This window comes from Streptomyces sp. NPDC048185, assembly GCF_043202495.1.
Classification (GTDB): Bacteria; Actinomycetota; Actinomycetes; order Streptomycetales; family Streptomycetaceae; genus Streptomyces.
The window spans coordinates 292797-312343 of record NZ_JBIDAN010000009.1; the positions used below are offsets into that span (position 1 = coordinate 292797).

Here is a 19547-nt window from a genome sequence, read left to right on the forward strand (position 1 = left end):
TCAGCCCCGGAAACCGGCGGGGCGTTCCGGGGAGGCCTTCGCCAGCGCCTCGGTGACCTCGGCCACGCCCGCGCGCAGGCCGTACACCGGGGTGTCGGGCTGCTGGCGCCAGGAGTCGTCGATGCCGCCGGCGTCCACGGTGTCGAAGCCGAGCTCGTCGATCAGGGCGCGGACCTTGGCCTTGGCCGCCTCGTCGTCGCCGGCCACCGGGAGGGCCGTGCGCCCGGGGTCGCCGGCCGGGCGCGGGCGGTCCAGGATGTCCTGGGCGTAGGTTCCGTTGAAGGCTTTGATCACCGGGTGGCCGAGGTGGCGCTCGGTCCAGCGGCTCTCGGTGAGGCCCTCGTCCTCGATGCCGGCGATCCGGCCGTCGCGCTGCTGCGGGTAGTAGTTGCCGGTGTCGATGACCGCGACGCCGTCGGCGGCCCCGTCCAGGACGCCGGACGGCAGGTCGGGGACCGCCTTGAGGGGGATCGTGACGACCACGATCTCCGCGCCGCGCGCCGCCTCCTCGACGGGCACGGGCGTCGCCCCGGTCTCCTCGGCCAGCGCGGTGAGCGTGTGCGGGCCGCGGGAGTTGGCGACGGAGACGTCGTGCCCGAGGGCGGTCAGCCGCCGGGTGAGATTGCCGCCGATGTTGCCCGCGCCGATGATGCCGATCTTCATGGTCCTGACTCGCCTGGCCTTCCGGAGGTCGTGTCCAGCGGGTCCGGCGCGCGTCCGCCGCGCCGGTGATCAGCGGCAACCTCCGGGCACGGCGGGCTATTCCGGCGCCGCCCCTCCTTCACCGGTCCGGAGCAGCGCGAGCGTCTCCTCCAGTTCCCGGCGCAGCACGGCCGCCGCCCGGGGCGCGTCGCCCGTCGCGACGGCGTCGACGAGGGCCGCGTGGGTGTCGTCGCCCGTGTTGGGGTCGCGCTCGCGCAGGGGGACCAGGTCGAGCAGGTCGACCAGGGTGTCGCGCAGCGTGGGGGCGAAGTCGGCGAACAGGCCGGTGAGCAGGGGGTTGCGGGCGGCGGCGACCACGGCCCGGTGCAGGGCGATGTCGGCGTCCACGAAGGCGGCGTCGTCCCGCGCCGAGGCGGCCCTGCGTTCCGCCAGCGCGGCCCGCAGCGCCGCGATGTCGTCGTCCGTGCGCCGGGTCGCCGCCAGGTGGGCTGCGTGGACCTCGACCGCCATGCGGACCTCGTAGACATCGGTCACCGCGGCCCGGCGCAGCCGGGTGGGCCAGTCCTCGAGGGGCTCGGTGGCGATCACGAAGACGCCGGCGCCCTGCCGGGCGCGGACGAGGCCCGCTCCGGCCAGGGCGCGCAGTGCCTCGCGGACGGTGGAGCGGCCCACACCGAGATCCCTGGCCAGGGTGGTCTCGCCGGGCAGCCGGGTGCCGACCGGCCAGTGCCCGCCGGTGATCTGTTCGCGCAGTCGTTCGGTGGCCTGCTCGACCAGGGGACTGGGACGGACGGCGCCTAGCGGCATGGGAGTTCACCAATCGTGCGGGAAAAACGACGGGCCGGGAGAACCAACTTGTCTGAGGAGCTGAGGTGTGGATAGCGTACCCGGCATGACGCTCTGCGGTCTCCTTCTCCTCGGCTGCCGCGGCGGGGCCTGACGCGACCGGCACCCCGCCGCGGAGTGCCGTGCTGCCGGTCACCGTCCGACCGAGCCGAAGGCCACCAGCAGACGATGACCACCACCTCGAGCACCACCACCCCGAGCACCGCCCCGCAAGAGCGGCCGGCGTGGAACCCGCAGCGGCCCAGCCCGATGCCGTACCACCGCTACCGCCCCTTCGACGAGCGTGTCGCCGTACCCGTCACCGACCGGCGCTGGCCCGCCGCCCGGCTGCGGCGGGCTCCGCTCTGGGTCCCCGTCGACCTGCGCGACGGGAACCAGGCCCTCGCCGAGCCGATGGACACGCCCCGCAAGCGCCGCTTCTTCGATCTGCTGGTCGCCACCGGCTTCAAGGAGATCGAGGTCGGCTACCCGTCCGCGAGCCGCACCGACTTCGACTTCGTACGGCACCTGGTGAGCAGCGGCGCCGTTCCGGACGACGTGACCCCCGTCGTGTTCACCCCGGCCCGCACCGATCTGATCGAGCGCACCTTCGAGGCGATCCGGGGCATGCCCCGGGCGGTCGTTCACCTGTACGTGGCGACCTCGCCGGTGTGGCGGGACGTGGTGCTGGGAAGGGGCCGCGAGGAGCTGTGGCGGACCGTGCGGGAGGCCGCCGAGCTCATGGCGCGCCGCGCCGACCCCGCCGCGCACGTCCGCTTCCAGTTCTCGCCCGAGACCTTCAACCTCACCGAGCCCGACTTCGTCCTGGAGCTGTGCGACGGGCTGACCGAGCTGTGGGACGCGAGCCCCGACCGGCCGGTCACGCACAACCTCCCCGCGACGGTCGAGATCGCCACCCCGAACGTGTACGCGGACCAGATCGAGTACATGCACCGCCACCTGGCCCGCCGGGACTCGGTGATCCTCTCCGTCCACCCGCACAACGACCGCGGCACCGGCGTGGCCTGCGCGGAACTGGCCGTGCTGGCGGGCGCCCAGCGGGTCGAGGGCTGCCTGTTCGGCAACGGTGAGCGCACCGGCAACGTCGACCTGGTCACCCTGGCCCTCAATCTGTTCGCCCAGGGGGTGGATCCCATGGTCGACCTGGGCGACATCGACGCCGTCCGGGAGACCGTCGAGCACTGCAACCGGCTGCCCGTGCACGTGCGCCACCCGTACGCCGGCGACCTCGTCCACACGGCGTTCTCCGGCACCCACCAGGACGCCATCGGCAAGGGGCTGGCCCACCACGCCCGGGCGGCGGCCGAGGCGGGGGTGCCCGGGGCCGAGGCGCCCTGGGCGGTGCCGTACCTGCCGATCGACCCGGCGGACGTGGGGCGTTCCTACGAGGCCGTGATCCGCGTCAACTCCCAGTCGGGCAAGGGCGGGGTGGCGTACCTGCTGCGCACGCACGCGGGGTACGACCTGCCCGCGCGGATGCGGCCGGAATTCGCCCGCGTCGTGCAGGAGGCGACGGACGACAGCGGGCGGGAGGCCACCGGGAAGGAGCTGGCGGAGCTGTTCCGGGCGACGTACCTGGACGACGGCGGGATCGTGCTGTCCGCGTGGTCGTCGCACCCGGAGCCGGCCGGCGGCCGCCGTTTCGTGTGCACCCTGGAGACCGGCGGGCGTGCCTCGGACCACGAGGGCACCGGGGAGGACACCCTCACCGCGTGGGGCGACGCCCTGGCCGGTGCCGGACACCCGGTCGACGTGCTGGACGTGGTCGTGGACGGGCAGGGCGGCACGGAGGGCGGCCGGGTGACCGCGTACGCCGAGTGCCGGGCCGGGGGCAGGACCGTGTGGGGCGCGGGTGAGGGTGGCTCGGGCCCGGAGGCGTCGGTGCGGGCGGTGCTGTCCGCGGTGAACCGGGCGACGGCACGCTGACGGGGCCGCGGGTGCCGGGCGCCGCACGGCGTGCGGCATGACGAGGGGGCGCCCGCCGGTCGGCCGGACGGGCGCCCCCTCGGGCATCGCCTACTTGTTGAGGTGCGCCCAGAACTCGTCGAACGACAGCATCTTGTCGCCGTTGAGGTCACGGCCGGCGATGATCGCCTCGGCCACCGACTCGGTGACGTTCCAGTCACCGCCCTGGGCCAGCGCGGTCTTGAACTCGGCAGCGGTGATGAACCCGTCACCGTCCGTATCGATCCGCTCGAACTGCTTGCGCGCTTCCTCGATGTCCGCCACCGATCAGCCCCTCATCCGTGCTCCGGTCGTGCTGTCGCACGCCACTGACGCAGGTCAGATTAGCTGCCCGTGCGGGCCTCGAGTGCGGCGACCACCCACCCGAACTCCTCCTCGTACGTCGGCTGGGGCCCGAGACCGCCCACGACGGCCGACAGCTCGCGGTACCGGCCCACCTGGCTGTCGGTCATCGCGGTCAGGCGTTCCAGCACGGCGGCGGGGTCGGCGTCACCGAGCAGCGGGCGCAGGACGTCCCCGGCCTCGGGTGCCCCGGGGGCGATGCCCCGGCGCAGCGCGTCGCCCGCGAGCTGCACCAGACGGCTGACGAACCACATGGACGTGCCGGGAGGCACGTCCGGCCCCCGGTCGGCCGCGTTGAACTCCACCATCCTGCGCATCAGTGCCCGGAAGCCCGGGTCCTGGATCAGCTCGGCCAGCTCCACCCAGGCGTCCACCTGTTCCGGCGTCGGGTCGTCGGGCAGGGTGGCCGCCGTGAAGCGCAGCCGGCGGCGCACGTCGGGGTCCGCCGTGTCGATCCCGTCGAAGATCTCCGTCATGAAGTCCTCGACGATCCGGCCGCGTTCGGCCGCCGACAGGCGCGCCAGTCTGTTCATCAGGGTCATCTCCTCCGCGGTCGAGCCGCGTCGCGCCACGGTCGACAGCACCGCACGGGTCACCTTCAGCGACGTGATCTGCGCGTCCAGCGCGCTCACGTGCGCCGCCGCGACCTGCGCGACCGTCGTCTCGCCGGACAGGATCCGGCGTACGTCGTCCAGGCCGAGGCCCAGTTCGCGCAGGGTGCGGATCAGCTCCAGGCGGGCCACCGAGGCCGCGTCGTAGAGCCGGTAGCCGCCCGCGGAGCGGGTCACCGGGGGCAGCGCGCCCTCGTCGGACCAGTAGCGGACGGTGCGCACGGTCAGCCCGGTGGTCCGCGCCAGCTCGCCGATGGTCATGAGTCCGGTGCCGTCGTCGGTCATGTCTGGGAGTCTGGGCCTTCCAGTGGGTGGAGACTCAAGGGGCACGGTGACGGAGAGCCTGCGGCAGATTCTGGACGCGGCGGCGCGGGGTACCTTCCCGCCGCCGGACGGCGGGACGACGGTGGTCGCGCAGCCCGGTCCGCGGGACGCGGGTGTCATCGCCTTCACGGCGCACTCGGTCGTCTTCACGGACGAGGACGAGGGGTGGGTGCGCGAGACGCTGGGCTCCCTGGAGTGCGATCCCTACGCCGCGACGATGAACGCACGGTTCCTGGCGGCCCTCATGGAGCGGACCGGCCGGACGACCGACACGACCGACGTGCTGCTGACCGGGGCGCCGCTGGCGGGGCCCCCGCGGCTCGCGCTGACGGAGGTCGCCGGCCCCGGGCATCCGCGGGTGGTCTCGGCGCGGCGGCGGCGCGAGGACGTGCGGGTGTGGGCGGCGGACGGCGGGGTGCTCGTGCTGGGCCGCGGGGTCGCCGGGCGGCTGGAGGTCGCGGTGGAGGTGGCGGAGGGGGCACGGCACCGGGGGCTGGGGCGGCGACTGGTGACGGCGGCGCGGCAGCTGGCCGGGGGCGAGCCGGTGTGGGCCCAGGTGTCGCCGGGGAACGCCCGCAGTCTGCGGGCGTTCCAGGCGGCGGGGTATCGGCCGGTGGGGTCGGAGGCGCTGTTCCTCCCTCCCTCACGGGCGGGCGGTCAGTGCCAGGGCTCGTAGTGCGGGTTGCTCTCGCACTCGCTCATGATCTCGGTCTTGGTCTGCTTGTCGACCGGGCAGACGCCGATGACGTACCGGCGGTCGATGCCGCCGGGGAAGGCGACCTCGACCTGGTCGGCCCACTTGTGGGTGTCGCCGATGGTCTTGTTGACGTCGACGCCGCCGGGCGCGTCGACGTAGTAGTTGTAACCCGACTTGTACCAGGTCTTGTACAGGTCGTGGTCGTAGGTCGTCGACACGTACGGCGAGGGCTGGTTGACCAGGACGTACTTCTCGAGGTCGTACTGGCCGTCGTGCACGTCCCTGGCGTGGAAGCCCTCTTCGAACACGACCTGCGGGCCCCGGCTGTCGCTGCGGTAGAGGGTGCCGCAGGTGGTGCGCCAGACCGGCCGGGGCGTGATGCGCGCGACGTCGACGTCCCGGTCGGCGGCCGCCTTGACCTTGTCGTCGAACTGGGGGCAGGCGGGGGCGGCCTTCGCGGGTGCCGCCGCCGGAGCCGCCGCGCCGGGGGCGGCGGCGGAGGTGGCGAGGACGGCGGAGAGCGACAGGACGGCGGCGGCCGCCCGGCGCCGCAGGCGTGTGGTGATCATGCGCGTACGATCCCGGCTCCGCGGGGGCGGGCCGCGGATCATCACCCGATGGTGGCGTGTCGACCGGACCTCCTTGCCACGAACTCCCGTGCGGTCAGCGGAAGATGCCGGTGTGGCCGAGTGAGTAGCGGCCGGGCTGCGGGTAGACGGCGAGGCCGTGCGGGCCGCTGCCGACCTTGATGCGGGCGAGCTGTTCGCCGGTGCGGGTGTCGAGGGCGTACACCTCGGCGTCGTAGCGGCCGGAGAGCCACAGGACCTTGCCGTCGGCGGAGACGCCGCCCATGTCGGGGCTGCCGCCGCCGGGCAGGCGCCACTTCTTCGTGAGCTCGTCGCGGGCGAAGTCGAAGACGGAGATGGTGCCCTCGCCCCGGTTGGAGACGTACATCTCGCGGGAGTCGCGGCCGACGTAGAGGCCATGGGCGCCCTTGCCGGTGGGCAGGAGGGTGGGGGTGGCGAAGGTGTCGCCGTCCAGCACCCACATGCCGTCGGCCTTCATGTCGGCGATGTAGAACTTCTTGCCGTCGGGCGAGATCTTGACGTCCTGCGGCATCGCGCCGTCGAAGGGGAGCTTCTGCTGGGCGACGACCTCCATCCTGCGGGTGTCGACCTTGAGCAGTTCGCCGCTGAACTCGCAGGAGACGACGAAGTAGCGCCCGTCGAGGGAGAAGTCCGCGTGGTTGACGCCGTAGCAGGTGACGGGGACGGTCTTCTCGACCTTCATGGTGTGCGGGTCGCGGAAGACCAGTTCCCGGTCGAGGGAGGCCATGACGACCGCGTACTGGCCGTCGGGCGTGAAGTACAGGTTGTAGGGGTCGTGGACGTCGACCGGTGTGCCCGCCTCGCCCGTCCGCGGGTCGATGGGGGTGAGGGTGTTGCCCCGGTCGTTGTTGACCCACAGGGTCTTCAGGTCCCAGGACGGCACCACGTGCTGGGGCTGGCGGCCGACCGGGATGGTGTCGACGACCTTGTCGGTCTTCGGGTCGATGACCGTGACGGTGTCCGACTCGGTGTTGGGGACGTAGACCCGGGAGGGGAAGTCCTTGACCACCGGGGAGAGCTTGTTCGGACGGTCGGCGGCGTAGACGTCCTTCGGGTCGAGGACGGGCGGCATGCCGGGCAGGCCGTCGACGGCGGGTCTCCGCTCGGCGGGGGTGGCCTTGGCGGCACGGGTGCTCGGGTGGGTCCCGCCGGACTGCTGCCGTCCGTCACCGCAGGCGGCGAGGGCGACGAGGGCGAGGCCCGCGATCAGGGTGCGGGTGAGGGTTCTGGCGTGCATCAGCCGATCAGCTCCGTGGTGGTCACCGCGTGCAGGCCGCGGCGGTCGAGTTCTTCCAGGAGGGCGGGGAGGGCGGCGACCGTGTCCGCGTAGCCGAAGTGCAGGCTCACCACGGACCCGCCGCGGACCGCGCCGAGCACGGTGCGGGTGACGGTGGGGGCGCCGGGCGAGGTGAAGTCGAGGGAGTCGACGTCGTAGGAGAGGACGTGCGGGTATCCGGCGCGGACGGCCAGCCGTTCGACGAGCGGGGAGGCGCGGGCGGCGCGGGAGGGCCGGAACCAGGTGCCGATGGAGCCGGTGAGGCGCTTCAGCCGCCGGGCGCAGTCGGTGATCTCGGCGTACGCCTCCGCCTCGGTCATGGCGTTGACGTCCAGGTGGCGCTGGGTGTGGTTGCCGAGGTCGTGGCCGCCGTCGAGGATCCGGCGGGCCAGTTCCGGGTGGGCGTCCAGCCACGTGCCGACGGCGAGCACGGTGACGCGGGCGCCGTGCCGTTCGGCCTCGGTCAGGATCGCGCGCGCGGTGGCGGGGTCGCCCTGGCCGTGGAAGGTGAGGGCGACGCGTGGGCGGTCGCGGGGGCCGTGGGCGATCTGGACGGGACGGCCGGGGAATCGGCGGGGCGCGGGCGCGGCGGGCGGGCGGGGCCGGGCCGGCGTGGAGGGCGAGGGGCGCGCGGCGGGGTGCGCGACGGCGCCCTTCGTGCCGCATCCGGTGGTCAGCGCTCCCGCGGCGACGAGTCCGGCGCACGCGGCCAGTGCGGTTCGGCGGTCGGTCGTGGTCACCGCACCATTTAAGGGGCGTCGTGCCCGAAAAGGGGTGATTCGTCCGAACGGCGGCCGGTCCCACGGGCACCCCGGCGACCGAGTGCGCGGGACGGTGCGGGGTGGCGCGGTGCGATGCGGTGCCGGTCAGCGGACGCCGCGCCGTGCGGTGCGGCGCAGTGAGCCTCCACCAGCTTGAAGACGCAGGTCGAAGGGCTGGTGTGACCCGCGCACAGGGGACGCACTCCGGTCGTGGGCGGCAGTCCGCGGAGAAGATCGTTCGCCGAGAGTCGTACGCCTTGTCGCGGGTCGTCGGCCGTGTGCGCCCCGAAGGCGCGATGCCCTTCGGGGCGCGCGGCAGGGGTGCCGGCTCAGGCGTTGTAGCCGCCGTGGGCGTCCAGCACCGCGCCCGTGACGTACGACGCGGCGGGACTCGCCAGGAAGGCGATCGCCGCGGCGATTTCGTCGGGGTGCCCCATGCGTTGCAGGGACAGCGAGCTGACCAGGGCATTGAGGGTCTCGGGGTCCGGCGGTTCCATGCCGCCCTCCATCAGTCCGGCCTCCACGACGTTGGCCGTGATGTTCCGGGGCCCGAGGTCGCGTGCGACGCCCATGGTGTACCTCTCGATCCCGGACTTGGTCGCCGCGTAGTCGGCAAGGCCGGGGGCGCCCACCCGGGAGCCCAGTCCGGAACTCACCGTGATGATGCGACCGCCCTCGCGCATCACTCGGGAGGCGGCCCGGGTGACGGCGATCACGCCGAGGTAGTTGGTGGCGTGCATCCGGTCCAGTGCGGCGGTGTCGGCGTCCGGGTCGTCCACCGTGCCGGCCACGGAGATCGCCGCGTTGTTGACGAGGATGTCCAGGCCGCCGAAGTGCGCGACCACGTCGTCGATCAGCGCCGGCGCCCGGCTCGTGTCCGCCTGGTCGGACTGGAAGGCAACGGCCTTGGCTCCCTTGCCGTGCACCTCGTCGACGACGGCCTGCGCCTGCTTCTCGGAGCTGACGTAGGTGAAGGCGACGTCGGCGCCCTGCTCGGCCAGCAGCCGTACGGTCGCGGCTCCCAGTCCGCGCGACCCCCCGGTGACCAAGGCGACCTTGCCCATGAGTGGCTTGCTCATTCTTCCCACCTCGTTGATCGACCCTTCCCGCAGTCGCAACACTAATTGTTACGACAGGTGGTTGCAACCTTAACTGTTACGACTGCGCCGTCGTAACATGAAGCGTTGCGTCGGAGAGGAGGGCATCATGAGTGCCAACAGCAGGCTGACCATTGCCGCCCACGCGCTGGCCTGGATCGGTCTCTACCAGCGCCAGGGCCATGAGGTCGCCACCTCCGAGCAGATCGCGACCAGCGCGAACACCAACCCCGTGGTGATCCGGCGGCTGCTCGGCGAGCTGCGCAGGGCAGGGCTCGTGGAGTCCCGGCGGGGCGTGGGCGCGGGCTGGTCGCTGGCGCGCGAGCTGGAGTCGATGACCCTGCTCGACGTGTACGAGGCAGTGGAACCCGGCCCGCTGTTCGCGATGCACCGCACCACCCCGGACCAGGGATGCGTGGTGGGTCACGGCATCCAGCCGGCGATGCAGAGCATCTACGAGGGCATCGAGGAGACCCTGAGACACGAGCTGGCCCGCGTCACGCTCGAGAACGTGCTCCGGGACGTACTCGCGGCACCTCGCTAGCCTCCCCGTTACGCCTTGACATCACCAAGATCCCCATTGATGCCCCAGCCAGTGAACAGCCGGGCAACCAGTCACGCCCATGCCGGTTGCGTCATCTCTCGCTCCGGTTTTCGAAGTCAGGCGCTGACGGGCGATCTACTCCGCAGACTGCCGCCGACGACCAGCGTGAGCACCCGCAGAGCCGGTCACACCAGCCCTTTGACCTGCGCCTTCGAGTTGGCGGAGGCTCAGTGCGGTGCGGTGCGGTGCGGCGCGGCGTGATGCCGAGTGGCGCGACGCGGGGCGGGCCGGTCAGCGGGCGCGGCGCGGTGCCGGTCAGTCGACGCGGCGCCGGCTCAGCGGTCCGAGACCCGCATCTCGAACCAGGTGGTCTTGCCGCGCGGCAGCAGATCCACCCCCCAGCGGTCGGAGAGCCTGTCGACCAGGAAGAGGCCGCGTCCGCTGACGTCCGTCTCCTGGACCGGCATCAGACAGGGCAGCCCCCGGGAGGGGTCGCGGACCTCGACGCGGATCCAGCCGGGGCGGCGGCGCATGTGGAGGCCGAAGACGCGGGCGCCGGTGTGGCGTACGGCGTTGCCGACCAGTTCGGAGACGAGCAGGACGGTGTCCTCCGTCACCTTGGGTGACAGGTGCCACTGACGCAGTGCCACCACCTGGGCCAGGCGGCGGGCGATGGCGGCGGACTCGGGACGGGACGGTAACGGAACGTCACACTCCGTCGGATTGCCGTACAGCTCCAGCGCCTTGAGCGCGTACTCGTCCTCGACCGCCGGCGACCAGCGCGCCGCGGTCGCACGTCCGGCTCCCCGCGGCTGTTCCGTACCCTCCAGCCCCGCCATTCCCCCATCATGGCCGCACTCGGCGGACTCCGGGGCGGTTCCCGGTGAATGCGCCGGCGCGGAGCCGGGACCCTCAGGGAGGCGTGTGGCATGTGCCAGGGGCAGTTCGGGACCGCGGCCGGCGGCGCTGACCTGCGCGGACTGCTCGGCCGGAGACAATCGGGGAACTCCCTCGACAAGGCGCGCTTAGTGGTGCGTTAAGGCTGCCATAAGCCGCCCCATCGAGGGACCCGGATCAGACATCACGTCAATTGCAAGGGCTGGGAACGGTGTCAGACGAATTTCGCCTTGCCGGGGCCCTCCTCCACGAAACTGCGCATGCCGCGCTCGCGGTCCTCGGTGGCGAACAGGCCCGCGAACCAGTTCCGTTCGACGGCGAGGCCGGTCTCGATGTCCGTCTCCAGGCCGGTGTCGACCGCCTCCTTCGCCGCGCGCAGCGCGATCGCGGGGCCCTTCGCGAGGCGGGCGGCCCAGGCGTGCGCCTGTTCGTAGACCTCGGCGGCGGGCACCACGCGGTCCGCCAGGCCGATCGTCAGTGCCTCGTCGGCCTTCACCTGTCGGCCGGTGAAGATCAGGTCCTTGGCCTTGGAGGGGCCGACCAGGCGGGACAGGCGCTGGGTGCCGCCCGCGCCCGGGATCAGGCCGAGCAGGATCTCGGGCTGGCCGAACTTGGCGTTGTCCGCCGCGATGCGGAAGTCGGCGCAGAGGGCGAGTTCGCAGCCGCCGCCCAGCGCGTATCCCGTCACGGCGGCGACGACCGGCTTGGGGATGCGGGCCACCGCGGTGAAGGAGTCCTGCAGGGCACGGGCACGCGCGATCATCGCCGCGTGGTCCATCACCTGCATCTCCTTGATGTCCGCGCCCGCCGCGAACACCTTCTCGCCGCCGTAGATGACCACGGCGCGCACGTCCTCGCGCCGCGTGGCCTCCTCGGCGAGCTCCTTCAGCCGGTCCTGCGTGGCGATGTCCAGCGCGTTCATGGGCGGGCGGTCCAGGCGCAGCGTGCCGACGCCGTCCGCGACTTCCAGATGTACGGTCATGCACAGCAGGTTAACGGCGACTAACGACTGTCGTCGGTGCCGTCGCTCACACTCGACCGGCAGTCCGGGGCTTGCCCCCAGGCAGGCGCAACACGGGGGTTGACGCCGACGGCCCCGGTGCCGTACCTCGCGTCGAGGGGCACCGGGGCCGTGCGCGGTCCGCACCGAAGGGCTCAGGCCTTCCACTGCTCCCAGGACATGTTCCAGCCGTTGAGGCCGTTGTCCGGGGCGATGGTCTCGTCGTCGGAGTTCTCGACGACCACGACGTCACCGACGAGCGAGTTGTCGAAGAACCAGGCGGCCGGCGTCTTGCCGTCCCAGCCGCCCTGCACGTCGCGCAGGCCGACACAGCCGTGGCTGGCGTTGCGGTTGCCGAAGGCGTCGCCGCCCCAGTAGTTGCCGTGGATGAAGGTGCCGGAGGTGGACAGGCGCATGGCGTGCGGTACGTCCTTGATGTCGTACTCGCCGCCGTAGCCGACCGTCTCGCCGTTCATGCGGGTCACGGCGAGCTTCTCGGTGATGACCATCTTGCCGTTCCAGGTCTCGTACCCGGGGGCGCCCGTGGTGACCGGGACGGTCTTGAGGACCTTGTCGTCCCGCTCGACCCGCATCGTGAGCTTCTTGGCGTCCACGACGGAGACCTGCTTGCGGCCGACGGTGAAGGAGACGGTCTTGGTCTGCTCGCCGTAGACGCCCTCGCGGCCCTCGACGCCGTCGAGGTCGAGGTCGACGGTGACCTTGGTGCCGGCCTGCCAGTACTTCTCGGGACGGAAGTCCAGGCGGTCGTTGCCGAACCAGTGGCCCTCGACCTCGACGGCCGGCTCGGTCTTGATGCGGATGGCCTTCTCGACGTCCTCGGGGTGGGTGATGCCCCGGGTGAAGCGGATCGAGAACGGCATTCCGACGCCGACCTTCGAGCCGTCCTCGGGAGTGAAGGTGCCGATGAAGGTGTTCTCCGGCGTCAGCGTGGTGAAGCGGGAGTCCTCCGCCGCCGTGCGGCCCTCGGAGTCCTTGGCGACCGCGTGCACGGTGTAGGCGGTGGAGGCGGCCAGGTGGGTGGACGGCGTCCAGGTGGCGCCGTCCCCGGATATCTTCCCCTCGACCGGGTCGCCCTCGGCGTCCTCGACCACGACCTCGGTCAGCTTGCCCTTGGCGGCGGCGACCTTGAGGGCGCCGCTGGTGTCGACGGCCTTCGCCCCGTTGGCCGGCGCGATGGTGACGACCGCCTCGGACTGCTTGCTCTGTGCGGCGGTGGCGTCCTTGGCGTCGCCGCCCTTGCCGTCCCCGGATCCCGGGTCCGCGCCGCCGCCGCAGGCGCTGACCGCCAGCAGCACGCCGAGCATCAGCGCCGGCAGGCTCCTGCCGGCTCTCCTGCCGCTCCGCCCCCGGATGCCGGCCGACGACGTCCCCGATATCGGACGCACGTTCACCTTGTCTCCCCTCGCCGGGCCTGGTCCGGCCCGCGCCCCAGTGCGCGCCCTCGCGCACCGGCGCATCGTAACCGCAGGCCAGGGACGTTGCGGCCAGAGGAATTGTCACTGTTCCGTACCGAGTTGGCGCCGTGGTGCGTCGGCTCACCGCACCGCGCCGCCCGCCTTCCACGCCTTCCAGCTCATGTTCCAGCCGCCCAGGCCGTTGTCGGGGGCGACCTTCTTGTCCTTGCTGTGGACGACCTCGACGACGTCACCGACCAGGCTGCGGTCGAAGAACCAGCCCGCCGGGGTGTCGGACCCGCCGCCCTTGACGTCGCGCAGACCGACGCAGCCGTGGCTGACGTTGGCCCGGCCGAAGGTGTCGTCGGGCGCCCAGTAGTTGCCGTGCAGGAAGGTGCCGGAGCTGGTCAGGCGGATGGCGTGCGGGACGTCCGGGATGTCGTACTCGCCGCCGAAGCCGACCGTGCGGCTGTTCATGCGGGTGACGTCGAGCAGCTCGGTGACCACCATCTTGCCGTTGTAGGTGGGCGTCGACGGCGCCCCGGCGGTGATCGGCACGGTGGCCACCAGGGCGCCGTCCCGGCGCACCTCCATGGTCCGCTCGACCGCGTCGACCAGCGAGACCTGGCTGCGGCCGACGGTGAAGGAGAACGTCTTGTGCTGGAGCCCGTACACGCCCGGTGCGCCCTCCACGTCGCGCAGCTCCAGGGCGACGGTGACCTCGGTGCCGGGCTTCCAGTACGTGCGGGGCCGGAAGTCGAGGCGGTCCTTGCCGAACCAGTGGGGCCGGACCTCGGTGGCGGGCTTCGCGGTCACGGAGACGGCGCGTTCCACGGCGGCGCGGTCGGTGATCTCCCGGTTGAACTCCAGCGAGACGATCATGCCGGTGCCGACGACCGAGCGGTTCTCGGGGGCGGTGTACGCGATGAAGCGTTCCTCGGGGACGTAGGTGGTGAAGGTGGTGTGCCGGGCGGAGCGGCGCCCGTGGCCGTCCAGGGCCACGGCGTCGACGGTGTACTTCGCGGCGAGCGCGAGCCGGTCGTCGGCGGGCTCCCAGCTGAGGCCGTCGGCGGAGATCCGGCCGGGCACCGGGCTCTCCTGCGCGTCCTGCGACTTGACGACCTTCACCGATTCCAGGCGTCCCTCGGGCACCCGCACCGACAGCTCCCTCTCCGGCCGGACGCCCTTGCTCGCGTCGTCCGGGGTGACGCGGATGGCGTCCTCGGGGGCGGGCGGCTTGCCGAACACCTCCCCGATGCCGGAGCCGATGCCGCCGCTGCCGCCCGAGGTGCATCCGGCGGCCCCGGCCAGCAGTCCTGCCCATGTCATTACGGCGGCCAGCGCGGCCCCCGCGCGCCGTGCGCGCCCATGTACGTGCCTCACATCCACCCGTAACGACCGGCCGGCTCTGGGGAAACGTGAGTGCGAGCCACGGGGTGGGCAGAACAGTGGGGAGGACGACGCGACGGGGAGCAGCGGTCGGGACACCGTGCGCCCATTTTCCCGTCACTGCGACGTCGTTCCACGAGCCGCAGGAGGCTGACAGGTGTCCAGCGCAGCCGAGCAGGAGGCGGTGGCCGGCAAGCGGGCCGCCGAGGACGGGCGCCCCGCCGTCGTGGTGAACGGTGCGCGGCGTGCCGCGCCGCCGCCCGCCGAGCCGGCCTGGCCGGGCACGCCGGTGCCGCTGGGCGCCCGGTTCCGGGCGGGTCCGGACGGGGTGCCGGGGACCAACTTCGCGCTGTGGGCGGGCGGGGCGGAGGCGGTCGAGCTGTGTCTGTTCGACGAGCGGGGTCCCGGCGGTGCGGAGCGGCGGGTGCGGCTGACCGAGCTGACGCACGAGGTCTGGCACGGCTTCGTGCCGGGCGTGCTGCCCGGGCAGCGCTACGGCTACCGCGTGCACGGCCGCTGGGACCCGTGGACCGGCGCCCGCTGGAACCCGGCGAAGCTGCTGCTCGACCCGTACGCCCGCGCGGTGGACGGCGAGTTCGGGCTGCCGCCCGAGGTGTACGGGCACGTCCGCGACTGGCCCGAGCAGCATGTGGCGGACACGGTGCGCGACGACCGGGACTCGGCGCCGTACGTCCCCAAGGGCGTCGTCGTCCACGACGACGACGACTGGTCGGACGACCGCAGGCCCAAGACGCCGTGGGCGGACTCGGTCATCTACGAGCTGCACGTGCGCGGTTTCACCAAGCGGCACCCCGGCATCCCCGAGGAACTGCGCGGCACGTACGCGGGTCTGGCGCACCCGGCGGCGATAGAGCACCTGGTGAAGCTGGGCGTGACGGCCGTCGAGCTGCTGCCGGTGCACCAGTTCGCGCACGAGGACCACCTGCTGAGGCGGGGCCTGAAGAACTACTGGGGCTACAACTCGATCGGCTACTTCGCCCCGCACGCCGCCTACGCGGCCTCCGGCACCACGGGTCAGCAGGTCGGCGAGTTCAAGCGGATGGTGCGGGCGCTGCACGCCGCCGGCATCGAGGTCGTCCTCGACGTGGTCTACAACCACACGGCGGAGGCCGGCGAGCTGGGCCCGACGCTGTCCCTGAAGGGCATCGACAACCGCGGCTACTACCGCCTGCAGCACGACGCCCGCCGCTACGCCGACTACACCGGCTGCGGCAACACCCTGCACGTCGTCCAGCCGCACGTCCTGCGCCTGATCACCGACTCGCTGCGGTACTGGGTGACGGAGATGGGCGTGGACGGCTTCCGTTTCGACCTGGCGGCGGCGCTCGCCCGCTCGATGCACGACGTCGACATGCTCTCCCCGTTCCTCGCGGTGATCGCGCAGGACCCGGTGCTGCGCCGGGTGAAGCTGATCGCCGAGCCGTGGGACGTCGGCTCGGGCGGCTACCAGGTGGGCGCCTTCCCGCCGCTGTGGACCGAGTGGAACGACCGTTACCGGGGCGCCGTACGGGACTTCTGGCGGCACGCCCTGCCGGACGTCCGGGAGATGGGCTACCGCCTGTCCGGCTCCAGCGACCTGTACGCCTGGGGCGGGCGGCGGCCGTACGCGTCGGTCAACTTCGTCACCGCGCACGACGGGTTCACCCTCCGCGACCTGGTGTCGTACGAGCGCAAGCACAACGAGGCCAACGGCGAGGGCAACCGGGACGGCGCGGACGACAACCGGTCCTGGAACTGCGGCACGGAGGGGGAGACGGACGACGAGGACATCCGCGCGCTGCGGCGGCGGCAGCTGCGCAATCTGCTGACCACGCTCCTGCTGTCGACCGGCGTGCCGATGCTGGTCGCCGGCGACGAGATGGGGCGCACCCAGCGCGGCAGCAACAACGCCTACTGCCAGGACAACGAGATCGGCTGGGTGGACTGGAGCCTGCTGGACGACCCGGACTGGCGGCCCCTGTTCGAGCTGACCTCCCGGCTGATCGCGCTGCGCCACCGGCACCCGGTGCTGCGCCGCCGCGCCTTCTTCTCCGGCCGGGCCCACTCCGCGGACGGCCTGCGCGACCTGGCCTGGTTCACCGCCCGGGGCACGGAGATGACGGAGGGCGACTGGTACGCCCCCGCCGCCACCCTCGGCATGTACCTGTCCGGGCGGGACATTCCCGGCCGGGACGAGCGCGGGGCGCCGATCACCGACGACAGCTTCCTGGCCGTCCTGCACGCCGGTGACCGGCCGGTGGACTTCGTGCTTCCGGGGGCGCCGTGGGCGGAGCGGTACGAGGTGGTCGTGGACACCGGCCGGGAGGAACAGTCGCGGGCGCCGGGCGAGGAGTACGCGGCGGGAGGCCCGGTCACGGTGCCGGGACGGACGGTGCTGCTGCTCAGGGCGGGCTGAGCGGCAGCACCCTCTGGTCCCGGGTCACCGCTCGAGGAACGTCAGCAGATCGGCGTTGAGCCGGTCCCGGTGGGTGATGAACAGGCCGTGTCCGGCGTTCGGGTACTCGATCAGCTCCGCGCCCGGCACGATCCGGGCGGTGCGCCGGGCGGTGCGCTCGATCTGGGCCGAGGCGTCGGCGGTGCCGTGCACGACGAGGGCGGGCACGTCGACGGCGGCCAGCGCGGCGCGGTGGTCGTACCGGAACGCCGCCTCGAAGAGCCGCGCCAGCGCCCAGGGTGCGGTGGACAGGCACTGCCTCATGGTCCAGTCGATCAGCGCGGGCGAGACGTCGTTGCCGAGGTGGGTGGCGAACCAGGGCTGGGCCCGGTCGGCGAACCACTTGGGCCGGTCGGTGCGGAAGGCGCGCAGCGTCGCCTCCAGCGCGGCCTCGGGCGCCCCCTCGGGGTTGTCGTCGGTGAGCAGCAGGAACGGCAGCACGGCGGAGACGAACGCCACCCGGGCCACCCGCTCCCGCCCGTGCCGGGCGAGGTGGCGCGCCACCTCGGCGCCGCCGACCGAGTGGCCGATCATCGTCACGTCGCGCAGGCCGAGGTGGTCGAGCAGTGCCGCGATGTCGTCGGCGGAGGTGTCCAGGTCGTAGCCCCGGGAGGGCCGTTCGGAGCGGCCGTGGCCGCGCCGGTCGAGGGTGACGCAGCGGTAGCCCCGCTCGACGAAGAAGGGGATCTGGTACTCCCACATGTCGCCGTTCAGTGCCCAGCCGGCGACGAACAGCAGGGGCTCGCCCTCCCCGTGCTCCTCGTAGGCCAGCCGGGTGCCGTCGTGGGTCTCGAAGAACATGGGCTCCCCCTCGGTGGTGGTCTCGGACCGGGCTCCAGTCTCGGCCGGGCGGCGGGGGCGGGCCATTCCCTCCGGGGTAAGGGCCGACGCGGTCCGGCCCCGTCGCGGTGTGTTGCGGCTCCTTGTCGGCTTCGTGAACGCGCCGGTGATCTCCTTGACCGGGCACCGGCCCCGCTGACAGCGTCCCAGGTCATGAGGCCTCCAGCCGTTCACCGGTGCGGATGCGCCGTGCTCGTGGCGCGGCGCCATGTCGACCTGTGCCGCCAGTCCGGCGCCGTCTGTCGCTGACCCGCGCCCTCACGCCTCCCCCCTCCTCTCCTCGCCCCCTTCTCTCCCCTGGATCACGCATGCCCGAGATATCCCGTCGTGTCTTCGGTGGCCTGGTCGGCGGCGGGGCGGTGACGGCCGTCGCCGGTACGTCCGCCACCGCCTCGGCCGCCCCCGCCGAACGCCCGTTCCGCTCCCGCCCCGCCTCCGCCCGCCCGCGCAGACGCCCGAACATCCTGTTCATCCTCGGCGACGACCTCGGGTGGGCCGATCTGTCGTCGTACGGCGCCCCGCACATCCGGACGCCGAACCTGGACCGGCTCGCCGCGCAGGGGGTGCGGTTCACCGACGCCTACTCCGGCTCGGCGACCTGCTCCCCGACGCGGTTCAGTCTGTACACGGGCCGCTATCCGGGCCGCACGAAGGGCGGTCTCGCCGAACCCATCGGCAATCGCACCCAGGGCCTGGACCCGAACCACCCGACGCTCGCCTCGCTGCTGAGGAAGGCCGGTTACGCGACCGCCCTGATCGGCAAGTGGCACTGCGGCTGGCTGCCGGACTACAGCCCCACCAAGTCGGGCTGGGACGAGTTCTTCGGCAACTTCGGCGGCGCCCTGGAGTACTTCTCCAAGCTGGGCCAGCTCGGCGACTACGACCTGTACGAGGGCGACGCCACCTACCAGGACCTGCGGTACTACACCACGGTGCTGACCGAGCGGGCCGTCGAGTACGTCGGCCGGGACCACGACAGGCCGTGGCTGCTCAACCTCAACTTCACCACCCCGCACTGGCCGTGGCTGACCGAGGACGACGCGGAGACGGGCGCGGAGATCGCCGCGGAGATCCGCTCGGGGAACGTGCTGGGCGCGCTGCTGCACAACGACGGCGGCTCGGTGGAGAAGTACCGGGAGATGGTCGAGAACCTGGACGCCTCGGTCGGCCGGGTGCTCGCCGCGCTGCGCCGCTCCGGCCAGGAGGAGAACACGCTCGTCGTCTTCGCCAGCGACAACGGCGGCGAGCGCTTCTCCTACCAGTGGCCGCTCAGCGGCGGCAAGTCCGAACTGCTGGAGGGCGGCATCCGGGTGCCGACCGTCCTGCGCTGGCCGGCCGGCGTCGACGCCCGCCAGGTCAGCCACGAGCCGGTGTTCTCCCCCGACTGGACGGCCACCCTGCTGGAGCTGGGCGGCGCCCGGCCGGACCCGGCCTACCCGCTCGACGGGCACAGCTTCGCCGGCTACCTGCTCCGCGGCGAGAAGGTGCCCGAGCGCGACCTGTTCTGGCGGGTGCGGGGCAACCGGGCCCTGCGACGCGGCGACTGGAAGTACTACCGCGACGCGGACGGCCGGGACCACCTGTTCGACCTGGCGGCCGACGCCCGCGAGCAGGCCGACCTCGCCGCGGACCGGCCCGGGCTGCTCGCGGAGCTGAAGGCGGCGTGGGAGAAGGTGGACGGCACGCTGCTGCCGTACCCGGCGCTCTGACGCGGGGACACGGCACATCGGCCGGTGCGCTCGGCGGCGCATCGGCCGATCGGACGATGCCTCCGTACGACCCCCGGCGCGGGCGAAAACTCGGTGGGCACTGTCAGT

Annotated in this window: 18 protein-coding genes and 1 pseudogene; 6 read left to right on the plus strand and 13 right to left on the minus strand. The window is 72.6% G+C overall.

What is annotated here, in order from left to right:
• Together ACGF3H_RS26150 and ACGF3H_RS26155 are read right to left on the minus strand one after the other, a co-directional pair.
• Positions 1 to 687 (minus strand): annotated as a pseudogene (locus tag ACGF3H_RS26150) (NADPH-dependent F420 reductase); the annotation flags it as partial.
• A gap of 72 nt (positions 688 to 759) precedes the next feature.
• On the minus strand, positions 760 to 1470 hold the full coding sequence (locus ACGF3H_RS26155; protein WP_362488944.1) for an FCD domain-containing protein: 711 nt from the start codon (positions 1468 to 1470) through the stop codon (positions 760 to 762).
• Between the two features lie 207 nt (positions 1471 to 1677).
• Here ACGF3H_RS26155 and ACGF3H_RS26160 point away from each other — a divergent pair, with 207 nt between their 5' ends.
• On the plus strand, positions 1678 to 3435 hold the full coding sequence (locus ACGF3H_RS26160; RefSeq protein ID WP_362488942.1) for a 2-isopropylmalate synthase: 1758 nt from the start codon (positions 1678 to 1680) through the stop codon (positions 3433 to 3435).
• A 90-nt stretch (positions 3436 to 3525) separates the two neighbouring features.
• On the opposite strand, the gene ACGF3H_RS26165 is transcribed toward ACGF3H_RS26160, so the two are convergent.
• Both ACGF3H_RS26165 and ACGF3H_RS26170 read right to left on the minus strand, forming a co-directional pair.
• Positions 3526 to 3738 carry an EF-hand domain-containing protein gene (locus tag ACGF3H_RS26165; protein ID WP_077799447.1) on the minus strand — a complete coding sequence of 71 codons (213 nt, stop codon included), beginning with the start codon at positions 3736 to 3738 and terminating at the stop codon, positions 3526 to 3528.
• A gap of 59 nt (positions 3739 to 3797) precedes the next feature.
• A complete protein-coding gene (locus ACGF3H_RS26170) occupies positions 3798 to 4712 on the minus strand; it encodes a MerR family transcriptional regulator (protein ID WP_362488939.1) in 915 nt (304 codons plus the stop codon).
• A 46-nt stretch (positions 4713 to 4758) separates the two neighbouring features.
• Here ACGF3H_RS26170 and ACGF3H_RS26175 point away from each other — a divergent pair, with 46 nt between their 5' ends.
• The gene (locus ACGF3H_RS26175; RefSeq protein ID WP_362488937.1) at positions 4759 to 5427 is read left to right on the plus strand and encodes a GNAT family N-acetyltransferase; all 669 of its coding nucleotides are present in this window, start codon (positions 4759 to 4761) and stop codon (positions 5425 to 5427) included.
• Here the strand turns inward: ACGF3H_RS26175 and ACGF3H_RS26180 are convergent.
• From ACGF3H_RS26180 to ACGF3H_RS26195, 4 genes are all read right to left on the minus strand, one after another.
• Positions 5409 to 6017, minus strand: coding sequence for an ADP-ribosyltransferase (locus ACGF3H_RS26180; RefSeq protein WP_362488935.1), 609 nt, complete (start codon positions 6015 to 6017; stop codon positions 5409 to 5411). The two genes, ACGF3H_RS26175 and ACGF3H_RS26180, sit on opposite strands and share 19 nt — an antisense overlap.
• A 94-nt stretch (positions 6018 to 6111) precedes the next feature.
• Positions 6112 to 7293 carry a hypothetical protein gene (locus ACGF3H_RS26185; RefSeq protein ID WP_362488933.1) on the minus strand — a complete coding sequence of 394 codons (1182 nt, stop codon included), beginning with the start codon at positions 7291 to 7293 and terminating at the stop codon, positions 6112 to 6114.
• The gene (locus tag ACGF3H_RS26190) at positions 7293 to 8072 is read right to left on the minus strand and encodes a polysaccharide deacetylase family protein (RefSeq protein ID WP_362488931.1); all 780 of its coding nucleotides are present in this window, start codon (positions 8070 to 8072) and stop codon (positions 7293 to 7295) included. The genes ACGF3H_RS26185 and ACGF3H_RS26190 overlap by 1 nt, the downstream gene beginning before the upstream one ends.
• Positions 8073 to 8422: 350 nt before the next feature.
• Positions 8423 to 9172, minus strand: coding sequence for an SDR family oxidoreductase (locus ACGF3H_RS26195; protein ID WP_362488929.1), 750 nt, complete (start codon positions 9170 to 9172; stop codon positions 8423 to 8425).
• 127 nt (positions 9173 to 9299) lie between these two features.
• Between ACGF3H_RS26195 and ACGF3H_RS26200 the strand changes: the two genes are divergently transcribed.
• Positions 9300 to 9734 (plus strand): Rrf2 family transcriptional regulator, encoded by a 435-nt coding sequence (locus tag ACGF3H_RS26200; RefSeq protein ID WP_362488927.1) that lies wholly within the window; start codon positions 9300 to 9302, stop codon positions 9732 to 9734.
• 335 nt (positions 9735 to 10069) lie between these two features.
• Here ACGF3H_RS26200 and ACGF3H_RS26205 read toward each other — a convergent pair whose 3' ends face one another.
• The 4 genes from ACGF3H_RS26205 to ACGF3H_RS26220 all read right to left on the minus strand — a co-directional run bounded on the left by ACGF3H_RS26205 (position 10070) and on the right by ACGF3H_RS26220 (position 14429).
• Entirely contained in the window at positions 10070 to 10573 is a 504-nt protein-coding gene (locus ACGF3H_RS26205; protein WP_362488925.1) for an ATP-binding protein, read from the minus strand.
• 272 nt (positions 10574 to 10845) lie between these two features.
• Positions 10846 to 11613: an enoyl-CoA hydratase-related protein gene (locus tag ACGF3H_RS26210; protein WP_362488923.1), complete on the minus strand. Its 768-nt coding sequence runs from the start codon at positions 11611 to 11613 to the stop codon at positions 10846 to 10848.
• A gap of 173 nt (positions 11614 to 11786) precedes the next feature.
• Entirely contained in the window at positions 11787 to 13043 is a 1257-nt protein-coding gene (locus ACGF3H_RS26215; protein ID WP_393590164.1) for an Ig-like domain-containing protein, read from the minus strand.
• A gap of 144 nt (positions 13044 to 13187) precedes the next feature.
• The gene (locus ACGF3H_RS26220) at positions 13188 to 14429 is read right to left on the minus strand and encodes an Ig-like domain-containing protein (RefSeq protein WP_362488921.1); all 1242 of its coding nucleotides are present in this window, start codon (positions 14427 to 14429) and stop codon (positions 13188 to 13190) included.
• Positions 14430 to 14592: 163 nt separating this feature from the next.
• Between ACGF3H_RS26220 and glgX the strand changes: the two genes are divergently transcribed.
• Positions 14593 to 16851, plus strand: coding sequence for a glycogen debranching protein GlgX (glgX, locus tag ACGF3H_RS26225; protein WP_362488920.1), 2259 nt, complete (start codon positions 14593 to 14595; stop codon positions 16849 to 16851).
• Between the two features lie 24 nt (positions 16852 to 16875).
• On the opposite strand, the gene ACGF3H_RS26230 is transcribed toward glgX, so the two are convergent.
• The gene (locus tag ACGF3H_RS26230; protein ID WP_362488918.1) at positions 16876 to 17691 is read right to left on the minus strand and encodes an alpha/beta hydrolase; all 816 of its coding nucleotides are present in this window, start codon (positions 17689 to 17691) and stop codon (positions 16876 to 16878) included.
• A gap of 192 nt (positions 17692 to 17883) precedes the next feature.
• Here ACGF3H_RS26230 and ACGF3H_RS26235 point away from each other — a divergent pair, with 192 nt between their 5' ends.
• Both ACGF3H_RS26235 and ACGF3H_RS26240 read left to right on the plus strand, forming a co-directional pair.
• Positions 17884 to 17979: a putative leader peptide gene (locus tag ACGF3H_RS26235; RefSeq protein WP_362488916.1), complete on the plus strand. Its 96-nt coding sequence runs from the start codon at positions 17884 to 17886 to the stop codon at positions 17977 to 17979.
• Positions 17980 to 18038: 59 nt separating this feature from the next.
• The gene (locus tag ACGF3H_RS26240; protein ID WP_362488914.1) at positions 18039 to 19439 is read left to right on the plus strand and encodes a sulfatase-like hydrolase/transferase; all 1401 of its coding nucleotides are present in this window, start codon (positions 18039 to 18041) and stop codon (positions 19437 to 19439) included.
• The last annotated feature ends 108 nt before the right edge of the window (positions 19440 to 19547 follow it).

Bases quoted from the DNA above. Each gene is read 5' to 3' on its own strand.
- ACGF3H_RS26155 (WP_362488944.1), bottom strand. From the start codon at position 1,470: ATGCCGCTAGGCGCCGTCCGTCCCAGTCCCCTGGTCGAGCAGGCCACC.
- ACGF3H_RS26160 (WP_362488942.1), top strand. From the start codon at position 1,678: ATGACCACCACCTCGAGCACCACCACCCCGAGCACCGCCCCGCAAGAG.
- ACGF3H_RS26170 (WP_362488939.1), bottom strand. From the start codon at position 4,712: ATGACCGACGACGGCACCGGACTCATGACCATCGGCGAGCTGGCGCGG.
- ACGF3H_RS26180 (WP_362488935.1), bottom strand. From the start codon at position 6,017: ATGATCACCACACGCCTGCGGCGCCGGGCGGCCGCCGCCGTCCTGTCG.
- ACGF3H_RS26185 (WP_362488933.1), bottom strand. From the start codon at position 7,293: ATGCACGCCAGAACCCTCACCCGCACCCTGATCGCGGGCCTCGCCCTC.
- ACGF3H_RS26195 (WP_362488929.1), bottom strand. From the start codon at position 9,172: ATGAGCAAGCCACTCATGGGCAAGGTCGCCTTGGTCACCGGGGGGTCG.
- ACGF3H_RS26200 (WP_362488927.1), top strand. From the start codon at position 9,300: ATGAGTGCCAACAGCAGGCTGACCATTGCCGCCCACGCGCTGGCCTGG.
- ACGF3H_RS26205 (WP_362488925.1), bottom strand. From the start codon at position 10,573: ATGGCGGGGCTGGAGGGTACGGAACAGCCGCGGGGAGCCGGACGTGCG.
- ACGF3H_RS26210 (WP_362488923.1), bottom strand. From the start codon at position 11,613: ATGACCGTACATCTGGAAGTCGCGGACGGCGTCGGCACGCTGCGCCTG.
- ACGF3H_RS26230 (WP_362488918.1), bottom strand. From the start codon at position 17,691: ATGTTCTTCGAGACCCACGACGGCACCCGGCTGGCCTACGAGGAGCAC.
- ACGF3H_RS26235 (WP_362488916.1), top strand. From the start codon at position 17,884: ATGAGGCCTCCAGCCGTTCACCGGTGCGGATGCGCCGTGCTCGTGGCG.
- ACGF3H_RS26240 (WP_362488914.1), top strand. From the start codon at position 18,039: ATGCCCGAGATATCCCGTCGTGTCTTCGGTGGCCTGGTCGGCGGCGGG.